The 17,777-nt window shown below is 70.8% G+C and carries 18 protein-coding genes, 1 pseudogene and 1 riboswitch; of the genes and pseudogenes, 4 read left to right on the plus strand and 15 right to left on the minus strand.

Annotation, left to right across the window (positions count from 1 at the left end):
• Positions 1 to 79 precede the first annotated feature (79 nt).
• Positions 80 to 859, minus strand: coding sequence for an endonuclease/exonuclease/phosphatase family protein (locus PCA76_RS16710; RefSeq protein ID WP_272611358.1), 780 nt, complete (start codon positions 857 to 859; stop codon positions 80 to 82).
• A 181-nt stretch (positions 860 to 1,040) separates the two neighbouring features.
• Here PCA76_RS16710 and PCA76_RS16715 point away from each other — a divergent pair, with 181 nt between their 5' ends.
• Together PCA76_RS16715 and PCA76_RS16720 are read left to right on the plus strand one after the other, a co-directional pair.
• On the plus strand, positions 1,041 to 1,814 hold the full coding sequence (locus tag PCA76_RS16715; RefSeq protein ID WP_272611359.1) for a sulfite exporter TauE/SafE family protein: 774 nt from the start codon (positions 1,041 to 1,043) through the stop codon (positions 1,812 to 1,814).
• Entirely contained in the window at positions 1,814 to 2,584 is a 771-nt protein-coding gene (locus PCA76_RS16720; RefSeq protein WP_272611360.1) for a GNAT family N-acetyltransferase, read from the plus strand. The genes PCA76_RS16715 and PCA76_RS16720 overlap by 1 nt, the downstream gene beginning before the upstream one ends.
• A 22-nt stretch (positions 2,585 to 2,606) precedes the next feature.
• Here PCA76_RS16720 and def read toward each other — a convergent pair whose 3' ends face one another.
• Positions 2,607 to 3,116: a peptide deformylase gene (gene def, locus PCA76_RS16725; RefSeq protein ID WP_272611361.1), complete on the minus strand. Its 510-nt coding sequence runs from the start codon at positions 3,114 to 3,116 to the stop codon at positions 2,607 to 2,609.
• A 31-nt stretch (positions 3,117 to 3,147) separates the two neighbouring features.
• A pseudogene (locus tag PCA76_RS16730) lies at positions 3,148 to 4,349 on the minus strand (chorismate-binding protein).
• A 123-nt stretch (positions 4,350 to 4,472) separates the two neighbouring features.
• Between PCA76_RS16730 and PCA76_RS16735 the strand changes: the two are divergent.
• Entirely contained in the window at positions 4,473 to 4,673 is a 201-nt protein-coding gene (locus PCA76_RS16735) for a DUF5999 family protein (RefSeq protein ID WP_007460326.1), read from the plus strand.
• 124 nt (positions 4,674 to 4,797) lie between these two features.
• Here the strand turns inward: PCA76_RS16735 and gcvP are convergent, their stop codons facing one another.
• The 3 genes from gcvP to PCA76_RS16750 form a co-directional block, all read right to left on the minus strand.
• On the minus strand, positions 4,798 to 7,620 hold the full coding sequence (gene gcvP, locus PCA76_RS16740) for an aminomethyl-transferring glycine dehydrogenase (protein WP_272611363.1): 2,823 nt from the start codon (positions 7,618 to 7,620) through the stop codon (positions 4,798 to 4,800).
• A 72-nt stretch (positions 7,621 to 7,692) separates the two neighbouring features.
• A riboswitch (glycine riboswitch) is annotated at positions 7,693 to 7,791 on the minus strand.
• Positions 7,792 to 7,860: 69 nt separating this feature from the next.
• Positions 7,861 to 8,712 (minus strand): NAD-dependent protein deacetylase, encoded by an 852-nt coding sequence (locus PCA76_RS16745; protein WP_272611364.1) that lies wholly within the window; start codon positions 8,710 to 8,712, stop codon positions 7,861 to 7,863.
• A 56-nt stretch (positions 8,713 to 8,768) separates the two neighbouring features.
• Positions 8,769 to 9,836, minus strand: a complete 1,068-nt coding sequence (locus tag PCA76_RS16750) for a MerR family transcriptional regulator (RefSeq protein WP_272619435.1) — start codon at positions 9,834 to 9,836, stop codon at positions 8,769 to 8,771.
• Between the two features lie 121 nt (positions 9,837 to 9,957).
• Here PCA76_RS16750 and PCA76_RS16755 point away from each other — a divergent pair, with 121 nt between their 5' ends.
• The gene (locus PCA76_RS16755; protein ID WP_272611365.1) at positions 9,958 to 10,614 is read left to right on the plus strand and encodes an SDR family oxidoreductase; all 657 of its coding nucleotides are present in this window, start codon (positions 9,958 to 9,960) and stop codon (positions 10,612 to 10,614) included.
• 183 nt (positions 10,615 to 10,797) lie between these two features.
• On the opposite strand, the gene PCA76_RS16760 is transcribed toward PCA76_RS16755, so the two are convergent.
• The 9 genes from PCA76_RS16760 to PCA76_RS16800 form a co-directional block, all read right to left on the minus strand.
• Positions 10,798 to 11,493 carry a DivIVA domain-containing protein gene (locus tag PCA76_RS16760; RefSeq protein WP_272611366.1) on the minus strand — a complete coding sequence of 232 codons (696 nt, stop codon included), beginning with the start codon at positions 11,491 to 11,493 and terminating at the stop codon, positions 10,798 to 10,800.
• Between the two features lie 52 nt (positions 11,494 to 11,545).
• Positions 11,546 to 12,727: a globin domain-containing protein gene (locus tag PCA76_RS16765; RefSeq protein WP_272611367.1), complete on the minus strand. Its 1,182-nt coding sequence runs from the start codon at positions 12,725 to 12,727 to the stop codon at positions 11,546 to 11,548.
• A gap of 2 nt (positions 12,728 to 12,729) precedes the next feature.
• On the minus strand, positions 12,730 to 13,128 hold the full coding sequence (locus PCA76_RS16770) for a group I truncated hemoglobin (protein WP_272611368.1): 399 nt from the start codon (positions 13,126 to 13,128) through the stop codon (positions 12,730 to 12,732).
• Between the two features lie 337 nt (positions 13,129 to 13,465).
• Positions 13,466 to 14,059: a MerR family transcriptional regulator gene (locus PCA76_RS16775; protein ID WP_272611369.1), complete on the minus strand. Its 594-nt coding sequence runs from the start codon at positions 14,057 to 14,059 to the stop codon at positions 13,466 to 13,468.
• 195 nt (positions 14,060 to 14,254) lie between these two features.
• Positions 14,255 to 14,719: a bifunctional nuclease family protein gene (locus PCA76_RS16780; RefSeq protein ID WP_124774070.1), complete on the minus strand. Its 465-nt coding sequence runs from the start codon at positions 14,717 to 14,719 to the stop codon at positions 14,255 to 14,257.
• 185 nt (positions 14,720 to 14,904) lie between these two features.
• On the minus strand, positions 14,905 to 15,606 hold the full coding sequence (ftsR, locus tag PCA76_RS16785) for a transcriptional regulator FtsR (protein ID WP_272619437.1): 702 nt from the start codon (positions 15,604 to 15,606) through the stop codon (positions 14,905 to 14,907).
• A 50-nt stretch (positions 15,607 to 15,656) separates the two neighbouring features.
• Positions 15,657 to 16,109, minus strand: a complete 453-nt coding sequence (gene odhI / locus PCA76_RS16790) for an oxoglutarate dehydrogenase inhibitor Odhl (protein WP_007071101.1) — start codon at positions 16,107 to 16,109, stop codon at positions 15,657 to 15,659.
• A gap of 214 nt (positions 16,110 to 16,323) precedes the next feature.
• Positions 16,324 to 16,704, minus strand: a complete 381-nt coding sequence (gene gcvH / locus PCA76_RS16795; RefSeq protein ID WP_272611370.1) for a glycine cleavage system protein GcvH — start codon at positions 16,702 to 16,704, stop codon at positions 16,324 to 16,326.
• A 60-nt stretch (positions 16,705 to 16,764) separates the two neighbouring features.
• On the minus strand, positions 16,765 to 17,766 hold the full coding sequence (locus PCA76_RS16800) for a DUF881 domain-containing protein (protein ID WP_272611371.1): 1,002 nt from the start codon (positions 17,764 to 17,766) through the stop codon (positions 16,765 to 16,767).
• Between the last annotated feature and the right edge of the window lie 11 nt (positions 17,767 to 17,777).

Below are 17,777 nucleotides of genomic sequence, written 5' to 3' on the forward strand. Positions count from 1 at the left end.
ATCTTGCGACTCGGCGGTCGCCCTCAACCAACGCCGCAGGGCAGACCCCGGCGCGTACCAGGGTCGGCGCGGCGGCGTGTCAGCCGAGGTCGACCAGCAGGGGCCGGTGGTCGGAGATGGTGGACAGCGGCGCGGTGACCGCCCGTACCGGTGGGAGCTGTTCGAGGGCGTGCCGGTCGGCGAGGATGTGGTCGAGTTGGACGCGGGGCTGCCCGGCGGGATAGGTGGGGCGGCGGCCCAGGGGGTGCCAGCCGGAGATGAGCCGGGCCGCTCCGGCGGGCAGGTTGAGGTCGCCGAGCAGGACGCGGGGGGCCGGTAGCGCGCGGAGGGCGCGGACGGTCTGGCGCAGTTGGCGGGCGTTCCAGCCGGGCACGAAGGACAGGTGGGTCGCGGCGACGGTGAGGGGGCCGTGTGGGGTGTCGAGGATGGCGGCGAGGACGACGCGGGGTTCGTCGTGCAGCAGGATGAGGCCGCCGCGGGGGCCGGGCACGTAGATCGGTGAGCGGACGGGGGCGGGCTTGAGTCGGGTGACCTGCCAGCTGCGTACCGGGTGTCGGCTGATCAGCCCGATGCCGTAGCAGGGTTCGCCGTGCCCGTCGTCCTCGTGGCGCAGCGGGCGGAACTGTTCGCCGGGGGTGCCGACGACGGCGGCGGCGAAGCGGTGGTGGGGTGCGCCGAGGGCGTGGGCGGCGATGGCGGTGAGGTCGAGGTGGCCGCTGCGGAGTTGGTCGCGGTCGACCTCCTGCAGGGCGAGCACGTCGGCGTCGAGGGCGCCGACGGCGGCGGCGAGTCGATCGGAGTTGACGAGCCCGTCGGTGAGGGATCGTCCGTGCAGCAGGTTGAAGGTGGCCAGGCGCACTCCTGCACCTTACGTCCCCGTGGCATGGTTGCCCGGTGGTGAAGGTGCTGCTGTGTTCCGTGCTGGTATTCGTGGCGGTTGGCGCGTTGGGGGTGTGGTTGCGGCGTTCGCGGGGTCGTTGAGGTGAGGCTGGCCACTCCGGGGCCGGTCGGGGTCGGCACGGTGGGGAGAATTGCCGCCCGTGGACGCTGTGACGCTGAGTACGCTGCTGGCCGCCGCCGCGATGGCCGGGTGGGTCGATGCCGTGGTCGGTGGCGGTGGGTTGTTGCTGCTACCGGCGTTGCTGGTGGCTGCCCCGGGGTTGCCGGTGGCCACCGCGCTGGGCACGAACAAGTTGGCTGCGATCTTCGGTACGGCCACGGCGGCGGCGACGTACGCCCGGCGGACCAAGGTCGACTGGCGGGTGGCGGGGCCGGCGGCGGGGTTGGCGGTGTTCAGCGCGGGCGTGGGGGCCGCGCTGGCCGGGTCGGTGCCGGCGTCGGCGTACCGGCCGGTGGTGCTGGTCGTGTTGGTGTCGGTGGCGGTGTTCGTGTTGCTGCGCCCCCGGTTGGGGGTGGTGGCGGCACCGCAGCGGCGGACGCCGGTGCGGGTGGCGGCGGTGATCGCGGTGGCTGGGGTGGGCATCGCCCTGTATGACGGGTTGATCGGCCCGGGCACCGGCACGTTCCTGGTGTTGGCGTTCACCGCGCTGGTGGGAGCGGATTTCGTGCACGGTTCGGCGATGGCGAAGGTCGTCAACGCGGGTACGAACCTGGGTGCGTTGGTGGTGTTCGGGGTGACCGGGCACGTGTGGTGGTTGTTGGGCGCGGGGATGGCGGTGTGCAACATCGCTGGCGCGGTGTTGGGGGCGCGGATGGCGTTGCGCCGCGGGTCGGGGTTCGTGCGGGTGGTGCTGCTGGTGGTGGTGGTGGCGTTGGTCGCGAAACTTGGCCACGACCAGTGGGTGGCGCGCTGATGCCGGTACGCGCGGAGCACGACCGGGTGGTCCTTTCGCGGTTGCTGGGGCGTGACCCGGTGCTGCACGCCTACCAGTTGGGCGATCTGGACGACTTCTTCTGGCCGTACACCTCATGGTTTCGCCGGGGTGAGCAGGTCGCGTTGCTGTATCACGGGGTGGACCCGCCGACGTTGCTGGCGTTCGCGGCGCCGGCGGACACTACGGCGCTGGCGGCGTTGCTGACGGAGGTGGCGCCGGTGCTGCCCGCCCGGCTGTACGCGCACCTGTCCCCCGGGCTGAGTGGCGCGTTGGCCGGGTCGTTCCGGCTGGATTCCGGTGGCGCGCACCTTCGGATGGCGTTGACCGATCCGGCGCGGTTGAGCGCGGTGGCCCCGGCGGGTGTGGTGCTCGGCGCAGCGGACCTGCCGAGGTTGCGTGAGCTGTACGAGCAGGCGTACCCCGGTAACTGGTTCGACGAGCGGATGCTGGAAACCGGGCAGTACCTGGGCGTACGCGAGGGCGGTGAGCTGGTCGCGGTGGCCGGGGTGCACGTGTTCTCGCCGGTGTACCGGGTGGCGGCCCTGGGCAATGTGACGACGCATCCGCGCTGGCGTGGGCGGGGCCTGGCGGCGGCGGTGGTGGCGGCGCTGTGTGCCCGGCTGCGGGAGACCGTTGAGCACGTCGCGCTGAACGTGAAGGCGGACAACATGGCCGCGGTGCGCCTGTACGAGCGGGTGGGTTTCACCCGGGTCGCCGACTACGACGAGTGGACGTTGACGGCCCGGTAGCGGCGGGTGAGCGTCTGGGGAGTCAGCGGCGGCGGCTGGGCGAGTCGAAGCGGCCGGCGCGGATCTCGCGCAGCGCGCGGCGGCGGGTGTCCCCGCTCAGCGTGTCGACGTAGAGCTTGCCGAGCAGGTGGTCGGTCTCGTGTTGCAGGGCGCGGGCGAGGAACCCGCTGCCGGCGATGGTCAGCGGCTCGCCGTGCTGGTCGACGCCGTGGGCGGTGGCGTGCAGGGCCCGTACGGTCGGGAAATACAACCCGGGGATGGACAGGCAGCCCTCCTCGTCGTCCTGGACTTCGTCGGACAGCTCGAGGGTGGGGTTGATGAGATGACCGCGGTGCCCGTCGGCGTCGTAGACGAACACCTGGGCGCTGACACCGATCTGCGGTGCGGCGACGCCGGCGCGGCCGGGGGCGCCGAGCAGGGTGTCCATCAGGTCGGTGACGAGGGCCCGCAACTCGGCGTCGAAGGTGGTGACCGGCTCGCATCCGGTGCGCAGGACGGGGTCGCCGATGATCCGGATGGGCCGCATGGTCATACGGGTCAGCGTATCGCCGGTGGCGGCGGGTTCAACGCCCGGCCAGGGTGGCGCGGATCGGGGCGGTCTTCGCGGCGGCTTCGGCGACCTCGGCGGTCGGGTCGCTGTCCCAGGTGATGCCGCCGCCGGCCCAGGTGTGCAGGTGTTGGCCGTCGGCGGCGGCGGTGCGGATGGTCAGGCCGAGGTCGACGCGGCCGGGGGCGACCCAGCCCAGCGCGCCCATGCTGGCGCCCCGCCCGACGGGTTCGAGGGCGTTGATCTGGGTCAGGGCGGCGAGTTTCGGCGCACCGGTGACGGAGCCGCCGGGGCAGGTGGCGCGCAGCAGGTCCGCGAGGCCGAGGCCTTCGGCGGCGGCGGCGCGTACGGTCGACTCGGCCTGCCACAGGTCGCACCAGCGGCGGACGGCGAACAGGTCGTCGACTTCGACGGTGCCGGTGCGGGCGATGCGGGCGAGGTCGTTGCGTTCCAGGTCGACGATCATGATGTGTTCGGCGCGTTCCTTCGCGCTGGCGAGGAGTTCGGCGCGGCCGGCGGCGGTGGCCGGGCGGGTGCCTTTGATGGGTCGGGTGATCAGGTGCCCGTCGGTGACCTCGACGAGGGTTTCCGGGGAGGCGCAGCCGATCGCCCAGCCGTCGCCGGTGAGCACGCCGCCGTAGCGGGCGCCGGGGAGCGCGCCGAGGCGGCTCAGGGCGGGCAGCGGGTCGCCGGTGTAGCGGGCGGCGGCGTGTCCGACGAGGTTGGTCTGGTAGACGTCGCCGCGGCCGATGGCGGCGCGGACCGCGTCGACGGCGTCGGCGTGTTGGCGGGGGGTCCAGCTCTCGGTCCATTCGCCGAGCCACCACGGTGCTGGTGGGCCGGGTGGTGTGGCCCGGGTGGTGCCGGTGGTGCCGTGGTCGTAGACGACGACGGTGAGGTCGGGCAGGGTGGGCGCGGGTTCGGGTGCCGTGGTGGGTGCGCCGGCCAGGTGCGCCCCGGCCGCGGCGGACAGGTAGAGCGCCGCGCCGCAGGCCCCGGTGTCGTGGTGTGCGGTGGCGGGTCGGGTCAGGTCGTGCAGCGGTAGGCTGTGCGCGGCGAGGAACTCCTCGGCGAGGGCCGCGGGTCGCCGCCGTCGCTGCGGCGCCACTGCAGGCGCGCGCGTTCGGTGAGTGCGCCCCGGCACGCGGCCGGTGCCGCCGGCACATCGACCAGCACCTGTGGGAGCGTTTCCACGCCGTACGGTCCGATCTTCCTCATCCGTTCAGTGGATTTCGTGTACGCCAGGCCGACTCCTGGTCGATGCTGGACACTTTCGCTTGGTACTGTGCGTCACTGGTCATGTGAACCATGACACAGTGCCCCCACAGTCCGGAGAACCCGATGTGCCAGCACCAACCGACCTGCCCCTCCGCTGAAGCCACCGACCGGGAAGCCGCACGAGTGCTCGCCTGCTTCCGTGAGCAGGGCTGGAGCCTGCTCTGCAACGGTGTCATCGTCTTCGAGGACACCGGCGAGCTGCTCCCCGACGGCAGCAGCATCGCACCGCACCGCGGCCCCGCCCGCCACGCCCTCGTGGCTTGATCGACCACTAAGCGTTACCGAATAGCCGCCGCCGACCCAGGCTAGTCCCCCGGTAAGGGACGTCCCGCCCAGGTCGCAGCGGCTGCCGGGGCAGGCCGTACCGCCCGCCCCGGCTCGCCCGTTGTCAGTCTTCGAACGCCTCCGGCGACGGGCACGAGCAGACCAGGTTCCGGTCGCCGTACGCGCCGTCGATCCGCCGCACCGGCGGCCAGTACTTCCCAGCCCGGTCCACCCCGGCCGGGTACGCGCCCACCGACCGCGGGTACGGGTGCGACCACTCGTCACCGCTGACCATGACCGCTGTGTGCGGCGCGTTGGCGAGGGGGTTGTCCCCCGCCGGCCACTGCCCCGACCCCACCTGCTCGATCTCGGCCCGAATCGCGATCATCGCGTCGCAGAACCGGTCCAGCTCGGCCAGGTCCTCACTTTCGGTCGGTTCCACCATCAGCGTCCCCGCCACCGGGAACGACATCGTCGGCGCGTGGAAGCCATAGTCGATCAGCCGCTTCGCCACGTCGTCCACGGTCACGCCGGTCGCCTTCGTCAACGGCCGCAGGTCGAGGATGCACTCGTGCGCCACCAGACCCTTGTTGCCGGCGTACAGCACCGGGAAGTGCCCCCGCAGGCGTGCCGCCACGTAGTTCGCCGCGAGGACCGCCACACCGGTCGCCCGGGTCAGCCCGGCCGCGCCCATCATCCGCAGGTACGCCCACGGGATCGGCAGGATCCCCGCCGACCCGTAGTTCGCCGCCGAGATCGCCGGCGTCGCGTCCGCGTGCGCGCCCAGCGGGTCACCGGGCAGGAACGGCGCCAGGTGCGCGCGCACCGCCACCGGACCGACGCCCGGGCCGCCGCCGCCGTGCGGGATGCAGAACGTCTTGTGCAGGTTCAGGTGCGACACGTCCGCGCCGAACTTGCCCGGCTTCGCGAACCCGACCAGCGCGTTGAGGTTCGCCCCGTCGACGTACACCTGCCCACCGGCGTCGTGGACCTTCGCGCACAGCGACGCGATGCCCGTCTCGTACACCCCGTGCGTCGACGGGTACGTCACCATGATCCCGGCGAGCGCGTCGCGATGCTTGTCGATCTTCGCGTCCAGGTCGACCAGGTCGACGTTGCCGTCCTCGTCGCAGGCCACCACGACGACCCGCATGCCGGCCATCACCGCCGACGCCGCGTTGGTGCCGTGCGCCGACGACGGGATCAGGCACACGTCGCGGTGCGCCGCACCCCGGGAAGCGTGATAGGACCGGATGGCCAGCAGCCCGGCCAGCTCACCCTGCGAACCCGCGTTGGGCTGCACACTGACCGCGTCGTAGCCGGTCACCTCGGCCAACCACGACTCCAGTTGGCCGATCATCTCCCGGTACCCGACGGTCTGGTCGTCCGGCGCGAACGGGTGGATGTTCGCGAACTCCGCCCAGCTGACCGGCTCCATCTCGGTGGTCGCGTTCAGCTTCATCGTGCACGACCCGAGCGGGATCATGCCCCGGTCCAGGGCGTAGTCGAAGTCCGACAGCCGCCGCAGGTAGCGCAGCATCGCCGTCTCCGAGTGGTGACTGCGGAACACCGGGTGGGTCAGGAAGTCACTGGCCCGCGTCACCGCCGCCGGCAGCGCCGAGTCGGCGTCACCGTCGAACGCGGGCACGCCGAACGCCGCCCACACCGCCGCCAGGTGCGCGACGGTCGTCGTCTCGTCGCAGGACACACCCACCCGGTCGGCGTCGACCAGCCGCAGGTTCACCCCACGCTCGGCGGCCCCCGCGACGACCTGCGCCGCCCGTCCCGGCACGCTCGCGGTGACGGTGTCGAAGAACGCGACGTCCGCGACGTCCACGCCACCGGCGCGCAGCCCGGCCGCGAGCCGCGCCGCCATGCCATGGGTACGCGTCGCGATGTCCCGCAGCCCGTCCGGGCCGTGGTAGACCGCGTACATGCCGGCCATCACCGCGAGCAGCACCTGCGCGGTGCAGATGTTGCTGGTCGCCTTCTCGCGCCGGATGTGCTGCTCACGGGTCTGCAACGCCAACCGGTAGGCCGGGTTGCCGTCCGCGTCGCGCGACACCCCGACGAGGCGCCCGGGTAGCATCCGCTCCAGGCCGGAGCGCACCGCCAGGTAACCGGCGTGCGGCCCACCGAAGCCCATGGGTACGCCGAACCGCTGGGTGGTGCCGGCGGCGATGTCCGCGCCGATCTCCCCCGGTGCCCGCAGCAGCGTCAACGCCAGCAGGTCCGCCGCGACGGTCACCAGGGCGCCGACGGCGTGCGCCGCCTCGACGAGCGTCGCGTGGTCGCGGACCACCCCGGACGCCCCCGGGTACTGCAGGTGCAGGCCGAAGAACTCCGCCGGCAACTCGTCACGCTCGACGTCGAGGACCCGCACGTCGATGCCGAGCGGCTCCGCCCGACTCGTGATGACCGCGATGGTCTGCGGCAACGCGTCGGCGTCCACCACGTACACGGCGCTCTTGCTCTTGGAGGCCCGGCGGGCCAGGGTCATCGCCTCCGCGGCCGCGGTGCCCTCGTCGAGCATGGAGGCGTTCGCGGTGGTCAACCCGGTCAGGTCGGTGACCATCGTCTGGAAGTTCAGCAGCGCTTCGAGGCGGCCCTGGCTGATCTCCGGCTGGTACGGCGTGTACGCCGTGTACCAGGCCGGGTCCTCGAGGACGTTACGGCGGATCACGGCGGGGGTGTGCGTGCCGTGGTAACCCAACCCGATCATCGACACGGCGACGGTGTTGCGCGCCGCCAGGGCCCGCAGCTCGGCGATCGTCTCGGCCTCGGTGGCCGGGTCCGGTAGGTCGAGGGTGCCGTGCCAGCGGATCACCTCGGGGATCGCGGCGTCCATCAGCTCGTCGATCGAGCCGTGCCCGACGGTTTCCAACATTCGACGCTCATCGTCGGGGCCGGGACCGATGTGACGGGTGGCGAACTGCTCTACGGTCATGGGGGCACTCCCGGGGCGAGGTCGACGTGTCGGCCTCCCCCTCTGTCGCACCCCGAAGGGCGCTCCACAGTGCCTGCCCACGAGGTCCTTTTGCCTGAGAGGTTCCGGGGAGGATTTGCCCCTTCGGCGCCGCCCTGCGTGCTGTCGGGCGGTCTCTCCCACGTGGGTGTTACCGGCGTGGTCAACGCTACCAGCGCCGGTGTTTCCGGCAGATGTCCTACCCCCTGGCGGGCGGCGCGTTCACACCCGCAGCGGCGTCGCCGCGTCACCGGCGACCCGTGCGGCCAACTCCGGCAACAGCGCACCCAACGGCGCGTCGACGCACACGGCGGCGTGGTCGTCACCACGGGTCGGCCCCTGGTTGACGATGGCCACCGGGATGCCCTGTTTCGCCGCCCGAATCACGAAACGCCGCCCCGACATCACCGTCAACGACGACCCGAGCACCAGCAACGACCGGGCCTGCTCCACGGCCGTGAAGCACCGCGCCACCCGCTGCGGCGGGACGGTCTCACCGAAGAACACCACGTCCGGCTTCAACATCCCGGTGCCGCAGATCCCGCAGTCCACCGCCCGGAACGCCGCCACCTGCTCGTCGGGGAGATCCACATCACCGTCCGGATTCACCGCGGCGACCCGGGCCACGAAGTCCGGGTTGGCCTCGCGCAGCCGCCGGTCCAACTCCTCCCGGGACGTCAGGTTGCCGCAGTCCAGGCAGGTCACCTCGTCCAGACGACCATGCAACTCGATCACCGACGTGCTGCCGGCCGCACCGTGCAGACCGTCGACGTTCTGCGTGATCACCGCGTCGACCAGACCGGCGTGTTGCAACCCGGCCACCGCCCGGTGCCCGGCGTTCGGCGCCGCACCCGCGATCAACCGCCACCCCAGGTGGCTGCGCGCCCAGTAGCGCCGGCGAGCGAGGGGATCCCGGGTGAACGCCTGGAAGGTCATCGGTGTGTGCCGCCGGGCCACCCCGCTGGGTCCCCGATAATCCGGGATACCCGATTCGGTGGACAGGCCCGCACCGCTGAGCACCACCACCCCACCGCCGGCCACCAGCGAGGTCAACGCGTCGAGGCTCTCCGTCACCCCTCCATGCTGCCTCAACACGCCCGCCGACGCCGAACCCCCGGGCGGCCTGACGTCTACACCGCGACGACATCCGCGACGACGCAGGCGACATTGTCCGGCGCCCCTGCGGCCTGAGTCAGCGCGATCAACCGCTGCACCGTGTGCGCGGGATCGGTCCCCGCACTCAACGCCACCCGCAGGGCGGCCCGGTCGACGACAGCCGACAGCCCGTCGGAGCACAGCAGGTACCGATCACCGGGCAGGGCGGTACGCAGCGCAAGATCAGCCTCGACCTCCTGGCCGCCGCCGAGGGCACGCACCAGCACAGCGCGCTGGGGATGCGCCACCGCCTGGTCCCGGTCGAGCCTGCCCTGATCCACCTGGGCCTGAACCCAGGTGTGGTCCTGGGTGAGCAGGGACAGCTCTCCCCCACGCAGCAGGTACGCCCTGGTGTCACCGATGTGCACCAACGCCAGTTGGGAGCCGCTGCGCAGCAACGCGGTCAGCGTGGTGACCGGCTGGTGATCGTCGGACGCCAGCCCACGTACGGTGTGGTCGGCGTCGGTGACCGCACCGGCCAGCATCGTCAGCAGGTCGACGGCCGGCACCTCGGCGAGTTCCAACGGCCGCAGGGCGTTGATGGCGGCAGCGCTGGCCGCAGCGCCACCAGCCCCCCGCATGCCATCGGCGACGGCGAACAACCGCTCGCTGGCGTACGCGGCGTCCTCGTTGCTGTCGCGCACCGCCCCGGTCTCACAACCGGTGGCGTAACGGACGGCAAGCCTCGGATTGGTGTGGGACATGGTGGTTTCCCCTCCGGACAGGTGATCAACGAGGAAGGTGGCGAGCCGCCCGCGCGCCGCGGTATCGGCACTGACCTGCTGCCAGTACGCGGTGACCGCCGCACCCGCCGCCGCAGGCTCCAACCCGCACACGGTGCGGATCATGGCCAGTGGCATACCGATGCGACGTAACTGGGCGACCAGCCGGGCCAGCGGCACCTGGTCCGGGTCGTAGAGCCGGTAACCGGACTCGGGATCGACCGCGGCCGGCCGCAGGACACCCACCTGGTCGTACAGGCGCAACGCCTTCGGCGTCAGTCTCGCCGCCTGCGCGAACGCTCCGATGGTCAGCAGCCCCACGTCGGCATCCTCCTCGTGCCGGTCACGGCGACCGACAGGCACCAGAGTGGGGGTTGACCAAAGGTCAAGGTCAAGGGTTCGGCGGCCTCAGCGCAGGAGCCCGATCCGTTAGGTTGGGCGTATGCGTGTCGTCATCGCCGGAGGCCACGGCAAGATCGCCCTACTCCTGGAACGTCACCTCGCCGGGCGCGGGGACACCCCCGTCGGCCTGATCCGCAACCCCGAGCAGGCCCCGACGCTGCGCGCCGCCGGCGCCACCCCCGTCGTCTGCGACCTGGAACACGCCGACGTCACCCAGGTCGCCGCGCACCTCGACGGCGCCGACGCGGTGATCTTCGCGGCGGGTGCCGGCCCCGGCAGCGGCGCCACCCGCAAGGACACCGTCGACCGGGGCGCCGCCGCGCTGCTCGCCGACGCCGCCATCCACGCCGGTGTCCGCCGCTACCTGCTCGTCTCCTCGATGGGCGTGGACGACACACCCACCGCCGGCACCGACGACGTGTGGGCGGCGTACCTGCGCGCCAAACGAGCCGCCGAAGACGACCTGCGCGGCCGTGACCTGGCCTGGACGGTGCTGCGACCCGGGCGGCTCACCGACGACCAACCCACCGGCCGGGTCACCCTCACCCGACACGCCGGGCGCGGCGCGATCAGCCGCGCCGACGTCGCCCACGTCCTCGTCGCGCTGCTCGACGAACCACACACCACCGGCGCGACCCTGGAACTCGTCGGCGGGCCCACCCCGATCGCCGACGCCATCCGCGCCGCCACCACCTGACCGGCCCGCCGCGCCGTGCACGCGAGGAGAGCAATGGACCCGCAACCACTCGACCACCGCTTCACCGCGCCCATCGGCGCGTTCGCCACCTACGTGACCGCGCAACGCCTCAGCTGAGCGACACCGGCGGACCCCCAGCACGGCCGGGTGGGGCCCACCCTCGGCGGACCCCACCCGCGCAGGTCACCGCTGCTGGTGCCTCGGCAACGCCGACTGCCCCACCGCACCGCCGACGAACGGGGCCCCCGACGTCTCCGCCGCGATCCGGTCCATCGTGCGGGCCAACTGCTCACTGCCGTCGTCGAGATGCCGCGCCGCCGCCTGCATGTGCGACACCATCATCTCGCCGAAGATCCGCAACGCCTCCCGGGTCGCCACCGTGTCGTCGAAGCTCGACCCAGCCGCGCTGCGGTACTCCGTCACCGCCCGCTCCGCCTCCTGCTTCGCCTCCGCCTCGGCCGCGTGCAGGTAACTCTCGTACTGCACCCGGGCGTACTCGGCGACCCGCCGCGCGTAGTCATGCGCCTGCGCGATGATCTGCTCCGCCTCCCGTTGCGCCGCGGACAGCAGATTCACCTCCCGCGCCGCCGGGGCCTTCGCCGCCGCCCCCGTGCTCGGGATCACCCCATGCCGGTGCAACTCGACCCGGTCGGTCAACCGCTCGTTCTCCGCCCGCAACGTCGCGATCTGCGTCGCCAACAGGTCCAACTCGTCGGCGACCTGCATCCGGAACCGATCCACGTCGGCGTTCTCGTAACCGCGCCGGGCGAACGACGCGGCGCCGAACTCCCACCGCCGAACCCGATCGGCGGTCATCCGCACCTGCACACCGCCGGAAACCTGCATCCCGTCGTACCGACTGACCGGGATCGCGCTCACCTGTGCCCACCTCCGTTCGCGACTGCGGGGATCGCAAGGTCCCTCCTCGCGCTCACCTGTGCCCACCTTCCGACGTGTCACCGGCGGTCGACTGCTGCACCGCCGTACGCCAGGCCGAGCCGTACCACTGCTCACCCAGGCCCTCGTGGTGCACCTGACCCGCGTGGAAACCCGCCTGGACCAACGCCCGCACCGCGTGCGAAACCATCTCGTCCGACCCGCACACGAACACGTGCCGGGAACGCCAGTCACCGTCGGCCAACGCCCGGTCCACCGCGTGCACGAACTCCCCCGGCCGGTTCACGTCGGCACCCACCACGTAGGTCACCGTCAACCACGGGTACGACGACGCCAACTTGTCGATCGCGTCGCTGTCGTAGAGCTCACTACGGGAACGAGCCCCCACGTACAGGTCGACCCGTCGCCGGGAACCCTCCGCGGCCACCTGCTCCACCAACGCCTTCACCGGCGCCCAGCCGGTACCCGCCACCAGCAACAACAGATCACCGGAACCCGCCGACCACAACCCCAGCCGATCCCCCACCGGCGCCGCCAGGTGGATCCGATCCCCCACCGCCGACCCGTACACCAGCCGCGACGACACCGCACCACCCGGCGCGGCCCGCACATGCAACTCCAGCGTGCCATCCGCGCGCGGCGCGTTCGCCGGCGAGTAGTACCGCCACGACCGCACCGACGGATGCGACACCCCGACCGACTGACCCGGGGTGAACGGCAACAGGTACTGCGGGCGGACCGTCAACACCGCCACGTCGAACGCCCGCCGCTCGTGCGCCACGATCTCCGCCACCCACCACGGCGGGTTCACCGCCTCAGCGGCCTGCGCGGCCTCCGTCATCACCTGGGCGACCAACCCGTACGCGGCCGCCCAGTCCTGCGCCAACTCGGCGGTCCACTGCTCCCCGAGGAAATGCTGCAACGTCGCCAACAGCGCCTCACCGACCGCCGGGTAGTGCTCCGCGCGTACCGCGAACTTGCGGTGGTCCGCGCCGAGATCCTGCAGGAAACCCACCAGCCCGTCCACCTGGTCCACGTTGGACACGATGTGGCCCAACGCGGTCACGAGGCGGTCCCGCTGCCCGGCCATGTTCGTGGGGAACATCTGCCGCGTCTCAGGATGAGCGAGGAACAACGTCGAGTAGAAGAAGAGTGGCACCTGGTCGCCGTGGCCAGCGACCACCGACCAGCTCTGCTTGAGTCGGGCCGCGTCCACGCTCAGGCGCCCGACCGGTTCCCGGCGGCCACCACCTGGTCCTGCACCTGCCCCAGCACCGTCCGCACGTCGGCCAGGATGTCGGCCGGCACACCCAGCTCGGTCAGCGTCACCGTCAGGTGCCCACCCACCTTCGCGTAGTGCGCCACCGGGATGTTCAACGGCTGGTGCGCCTCGGCCAACCCGCGACCGGTGTACTCGTTCGGCCCACCCAACACCGTCGTCAACATCAACGTCAGGTGCCGCCGCTGACCTGGCATGTCCACATCGGAGAAATAGCCCGCCAACTCCGGGTCGGCGAGGACCTTCTCGTAGAACAGGTCAACGGCCGCCTTGACCGAGCTGGCACCGCCGATGCGGTCGTAGTGCGAGGCGGGAGCGGTCTCTTCCGTAACCGTCACGGTCGTTCCTTCCGGGGGGGTGAAAGGTCGCGCGGGGTCGACGCGGAGGGGCAACGGCCCACGGAGCGACATCGACGTACCACAGCGGCACCGCGCCGGAACCGTGTCGGACCATAGCGTGTCAATCGTCTCCGGTCAGGGCCCCCCGATCGGGATCCCGACATCTGACCAACACACAGCGTCACTATTACCGGCGCGTATCTCACAGCCGGCCACCGCAGCGCCACCCACCGTGTCCACAGTGGAGCGCAGAGATCCACCAACCCGAACGACCGTCACCGACGGTCGCGAGAAAACCAGCCAGAAAAAAACCGGACGCGCCGAACGCCCCGGTGACTCAGCCAGCCCGCCGCCGCGCCCGCCGCGCGGCCAACTCATCACCCATCGGCTCCGACGCCGCCGCCGCCGGCTCGACCGGGCCGCTCACCGCCGGCTCAGCCGGCAGATGCGACAGCGACCCCTGGATCTCCTTGAAGGCCCCACCGATCGCGATCCCGAAGACGCCCTGGCCACCCTGTAACAGGTCAACCACCTCCTCCGGGGACCGGCACTCATACACCGTCGTCCCGTCAGAGATCAGCGTGATCCCGGCCAGATCCTCGACACCACGCGACCGCAACGCCTCGATCGCCTTACGGATGTTCTGCAGGGACACCCCCGCATCCAACAACCGCTTCACGACCTTCAACACCACCAGGTCCCGGAACGAATACAACCGCTGCGTCCCCGAACCTGAGGCGTCCCGCACGCTCGGCACCACCAGCGTCGTCCGCGCCCAGTAATCCAACTGCCGGTAACTGATGCCCACCGCGTGGCAGGCCGTCACTCCCCGGTAGCCGACAGAACCGTCACCCTCAGTCGCCACACCTGGCGACGAGGCACCCGGCTCGTCCAACTCTCCACCCGGATCGGAATCCCGCGGCTCGTGCATCCGGACAACCTCCCCGTCAGTGTGGCGACGCGTCGTTTCCGGGACGCGCACCCCTCGACATGGCAACCCTATAGCCACCTTCAGGGGTTACCACGGAGGAACCGACGCGACACGCCGCGCAGCCACCGAGAAAGATCACCAACCGAACCGGAGCGTCACCCACCGTGACGCCAAGACGCAGAGCCGAGGCTCACCTCAGCCCGCGAAATCCTCCGGACGCACCTGCTCCAGGAACTCGCGGAACTTCTCCACCTCGTCCTCCTGCTCATCAGGGATGATGATCCCCGCCTCGCTGAGGACCTGCTCCGCACAACGAATCGGCGCACCGACACGCAACGCCAACGCGATCGAATCGCTCGGCCGCGCCGACACCCGCACCCCATCACCGATCAACAGATCCGCGTAGAACACGTTCTCCTTGAGCTCGGTGATCTCCACCGCCTGCAAGGGCGCCTTCAACGCCGCCAACACATCCCGCAGAAGATCATGCGTCAACGGCCGGGCCGGCTTGACCCCCTGCTGCTCATAAGCGATAGCCGTCGCCTCGACCGCGCCGATCCAGATCGGCAGATAGCGGTCCCCCTCGACCTCCCTGAGCAGGACGATCGGCTGGTTGCTGGGCAGCTCCACCCGAACTCCGACCACGCTCAGCTCGCGCACCGCCGCCTCCGTGTCGTTGTCACCTACGCCGCACCGCGCCCTTCCCTGCACGGTACACGGACCGCGACACGGCCGTCCCATGCGCTACAGCACCACGTCCGCGCCAGAAAGGGGTTACCCCGGCAAGCCTACGGCACGCTTCCCGGAAGAGATCTTTCCGCTCAGCCACCACCCGCCGGGCACCCTCACCGACCCAACGTCGAGCGCAAACCCACCCGCACCAACGCCGCGTGCAACTGCTCCGACAACGCCACCAACTCACGCGCCGTCTCCGCCGCCCGCGCCCGCGCCGCCGGATCACTCTGCCGCGCCAACGGCGCCACCAACTGCGCGAACAAACCGACCTCACGGTCCGCCGCCGTCCGATAACCCCGCAGGTGCCGCGGCTCCAACCCGTACGACGCCAACCCCGCCACCGCCGACGCGATGATCAACGCGTCCGCGTCATACCACCCCGGCGGATCCGACACCAACACACCGAGTCGCTCCAACTCCACCAACGTCGACTCGTCGATCCCACTACGCGCCACCAGATCCGCCCGGCCGAGCCGCACCTGCGACGACTCGGCCGGCTCCGCAGACTCACGACCCGGCACCGCACCATCGGGGCCAACCGCCACCAACGCCGGCCGCGACCGCCCCGGCTGCTCACCGGACGAATCCCACTCCGCCAACTGCTCACGGATCACCCGCAACGGCAGGTACTTGTCCCGCTGCGCGGTCAACACGAACCGCAGCCGCGCCACATCGTCCCAGCTGTACTTCCGGTAACCCGCCGCCGTCCGCTGCGGCTCGACCAAACCCTCAGCCTCAAGGAACCGCAGCTTCGAAATCGTGGTGTCCGGGAAATCCACCCGCAACTGCCCGAGCACCTCACCGATGCTCATCAGCGGCTGAGACCGGGCCGCCCCGGGTGACGTGGAGGCCGCAGGCTCGTTCACCCCCGGCCGGCCTCCTCCTCCGGGCGCGGACCGGCGATGAACACCACCCGGAACTTACCGATCTGGACCTCGTCACCATTGCTCAACGTGGCCGCCTCGACCCGCTCACGATTCACATACGTGCCATTCAGGCTGCCCACGTCGCGCACCGTGAACGTGCCACCGTCACGGTGGAACTCCGCGTGCCGACGCGACACCGTCACGTCATCGAGGAAGATGTCACTGTCCGGGTGCCGGCCACTGGTCGTCACATCGTGGTCCAACAAGAACCGGGCACCCGCATTCGGGCCTCGACGAACCACCAGCAGCGCCATACCCGGCGGCAACGAACCGGACATCCGGCTCGGCACCACATCGGTGTCCGGCCCCTCCAGCACTTCGTCGAGCGAACCGAGATTGAGCGTCGAAGTGACGTCGAGCGGGGGGAACTCGTCGTCTGGCCGCGTCATGGGACCACCTCACGGATCTGTTCGGTCGGCGTCGGGTAATGGCGGGTCTGGCCGCCGGGCACTCGAACACCCGGCGGCTGGCTCCCCGTGCCCGGGAAGGCAATTCCGCAACGCTCAACTATTGGGTACTCGGTCGACTGGGCGAGCCTAGCCAGCGCCGAAATGCAGGGCAACCGGACGCGCGCAGACATCCCACGCGCCGGATCAAGCACACTCAGCCTTCGGTGATCTTCTGATACGCGGCCGCCGTCAGCAACCCGTCCGTAGCCGTCGGATCATTCGGCGTGATCTCCACCAACCAACCCTCACCGTACGGATCAGTGTTGATCAGCTCAGGCGTGTCACCCAACGCCTCGTTGCGCGCCGCGACCGTACCGGCGACTGGCGCGTAAATCTCCGACACACTCTTGGTCGACTCGATCTCACCCAACGAATCGCCGGCCGCGACCACCGCACCCGCCTCGGGCAACTGCACGTACACGATGTCACCCAGCGCGTCCTGCGCGAAGTGCGTGATGCCGACCCGAATCGAAGCCGTGCCATCACCCGCCACCCACTCGTGCTCGGCGGTGTATCGCAGATCCTCGGGAATCACCAGACGCGTCCTTCATCCATCGGTGCCCCGGACCACCCGGGTCCGGGGCGGCCGCGCCGGTCAGGAGACCGGACGGGCGTGTTCCAACTTGATCGGCACGTGCAGCGCCGAAACCTCGGCAACCTCACGCTCCCCAAACGTCACGTTACCGCCGACACCCCGGACCGACGCCACCACCCCACCAGGAATGTTCAACGCCGTACGCATCGTCGCCGGATCACCGATCACCGTGATCGTGAACGGCGCTGTCAACCGACGCCCCTCCACCATCAACGACCCGTTGTCCCCATCGAGGAAGTACGTCGACGCGATGATCCGCACCGCCGCCCCGTCACCACCGGAAATCTGCATCGCCTCCGCGCCGGCACCCCGCAGCTCCTGCACCGCGTCCAGCACCCGGTTCGCCGAGATCGGCTTCGCACCAGCATCGAACTGCACCGTCAACCCCGGCCCAACCGCCGGCAACGTACCCGCCAGGATGCCCAACTCGTCCGCCCGCCGCGTCGCCTCGTCCAACGCCGCCTGACGGCCCTGCTCACCCGAGGCCAACTGCCGCTGACTGTCCTCCAGGGCGCGGATGTCCTGCTGGAGACGGTTCTCCCGCGCATCCAGATCCGACAAAATCCGGACCAGGTCCTCCTGACGCGTCGCCGCCAACGTCGGATCCGTCGACGTCGTCTTGAACTGCACCACCAGCGTGAAGCCCAGCAACGCCAACAACGCCACGATCATCACACTGGCCGTACTCCACCGCGACCGACCCGCCGCCACCGGACCCACCGAATCCCCGGCCGGCTCCGCCAACCCGTCGGAACTCGCCACCGGCTCCCCCGACCGCGACACCGCGCTCAGGTCCACCGTCGCACCGTCGTCGACGCGCTCCACAGCAGGATCCTCGTGCGGACGCTCCGGCTCCGCGGGCTCCTGCGGGGCCAACGGGCTCAACTCGTCCGGATCCGGCGCATCCGGCCGCGGATCCGGCTCACCCGCCGGCCCACCCGGCCGCACCGGACCCGCCGGCTGCGGCCACCCGGTCCCCGTGTCGGTCTGCTCGTCACTCATCGCAACCCAAC

The organism is Micromonospora sp. LH3U1, from assembly GCF_028475105.1.
Lineage (GTDB): Bacteria > Actinomycetota > Actinomycetes > Mycobacteriales > Micromonosporaceae > Micromonospora.

Bases quoted from the DNA above. Each gene is read 5' to 3' on its own strand.
- PCA76_RS16720 (WP_272611360.1), top strand. From the start codon at position 1,814: ATGCCGGTACGCGCGGAGCACGACCGGGTGGTCCTTTCGCGGTTGCTG.
- def (WP_272611361.1), bottom strand. From the start codon at position 3,116: ATGACCATGCGGCCCATCCGGATCATCGGCGACCCCGTCCTGCGCACC.
- PCA76_RS16735 (WP_007460326.1), top strand. From the start codon at position 4,473: ATGTGCCAGCACCAACCGACCTGCCCCTCCGCTGAAGCCACCGACCGG.
- gcvP (WP_272611363.1), bottom strand. From the start codon at position 7,620: ATGACCGTAGAGCAGTTCGCCACCCGTCACATCGGTCCCGGCCCCGAC.
- PCA76_RS16755 (WP_272611365.1), top strand. From the start codon at position 9,958: ATGCGTGTCGTCATCGCCGGAGGCCACGGCAAGATCGCCCTACTCCTG.
- PCA76_RS16775 (WP_272611369.1), bottom strand. From the start codon at position 14,059: ATGCACGAGCCGCGGGATTCCGATCCGGGTGGAGAGTTGGACGAGCCG.
- ftsR (WP_272619437.1), bottom strand. From the start codon at position 15,606: ATGAGCATCGGTGAGGTGCTCGGGCAGTTGCGGGTGGATTTCCCGGAC.
- odhI (WP_007071101.1), bottom strand. From the start codon at position 16,109: ATGACGCGGCCAGACGACGAGTTCCCCCCGCTCGACGTCACTTCGACG.
- PCA76_RS16800 (WP_272611371.1), bottom strand. From the start codon at position 17,766: ATGAGTGACGAGCAGACCGACACGGGGACCGGGTGGCCGCAGCCGGCG.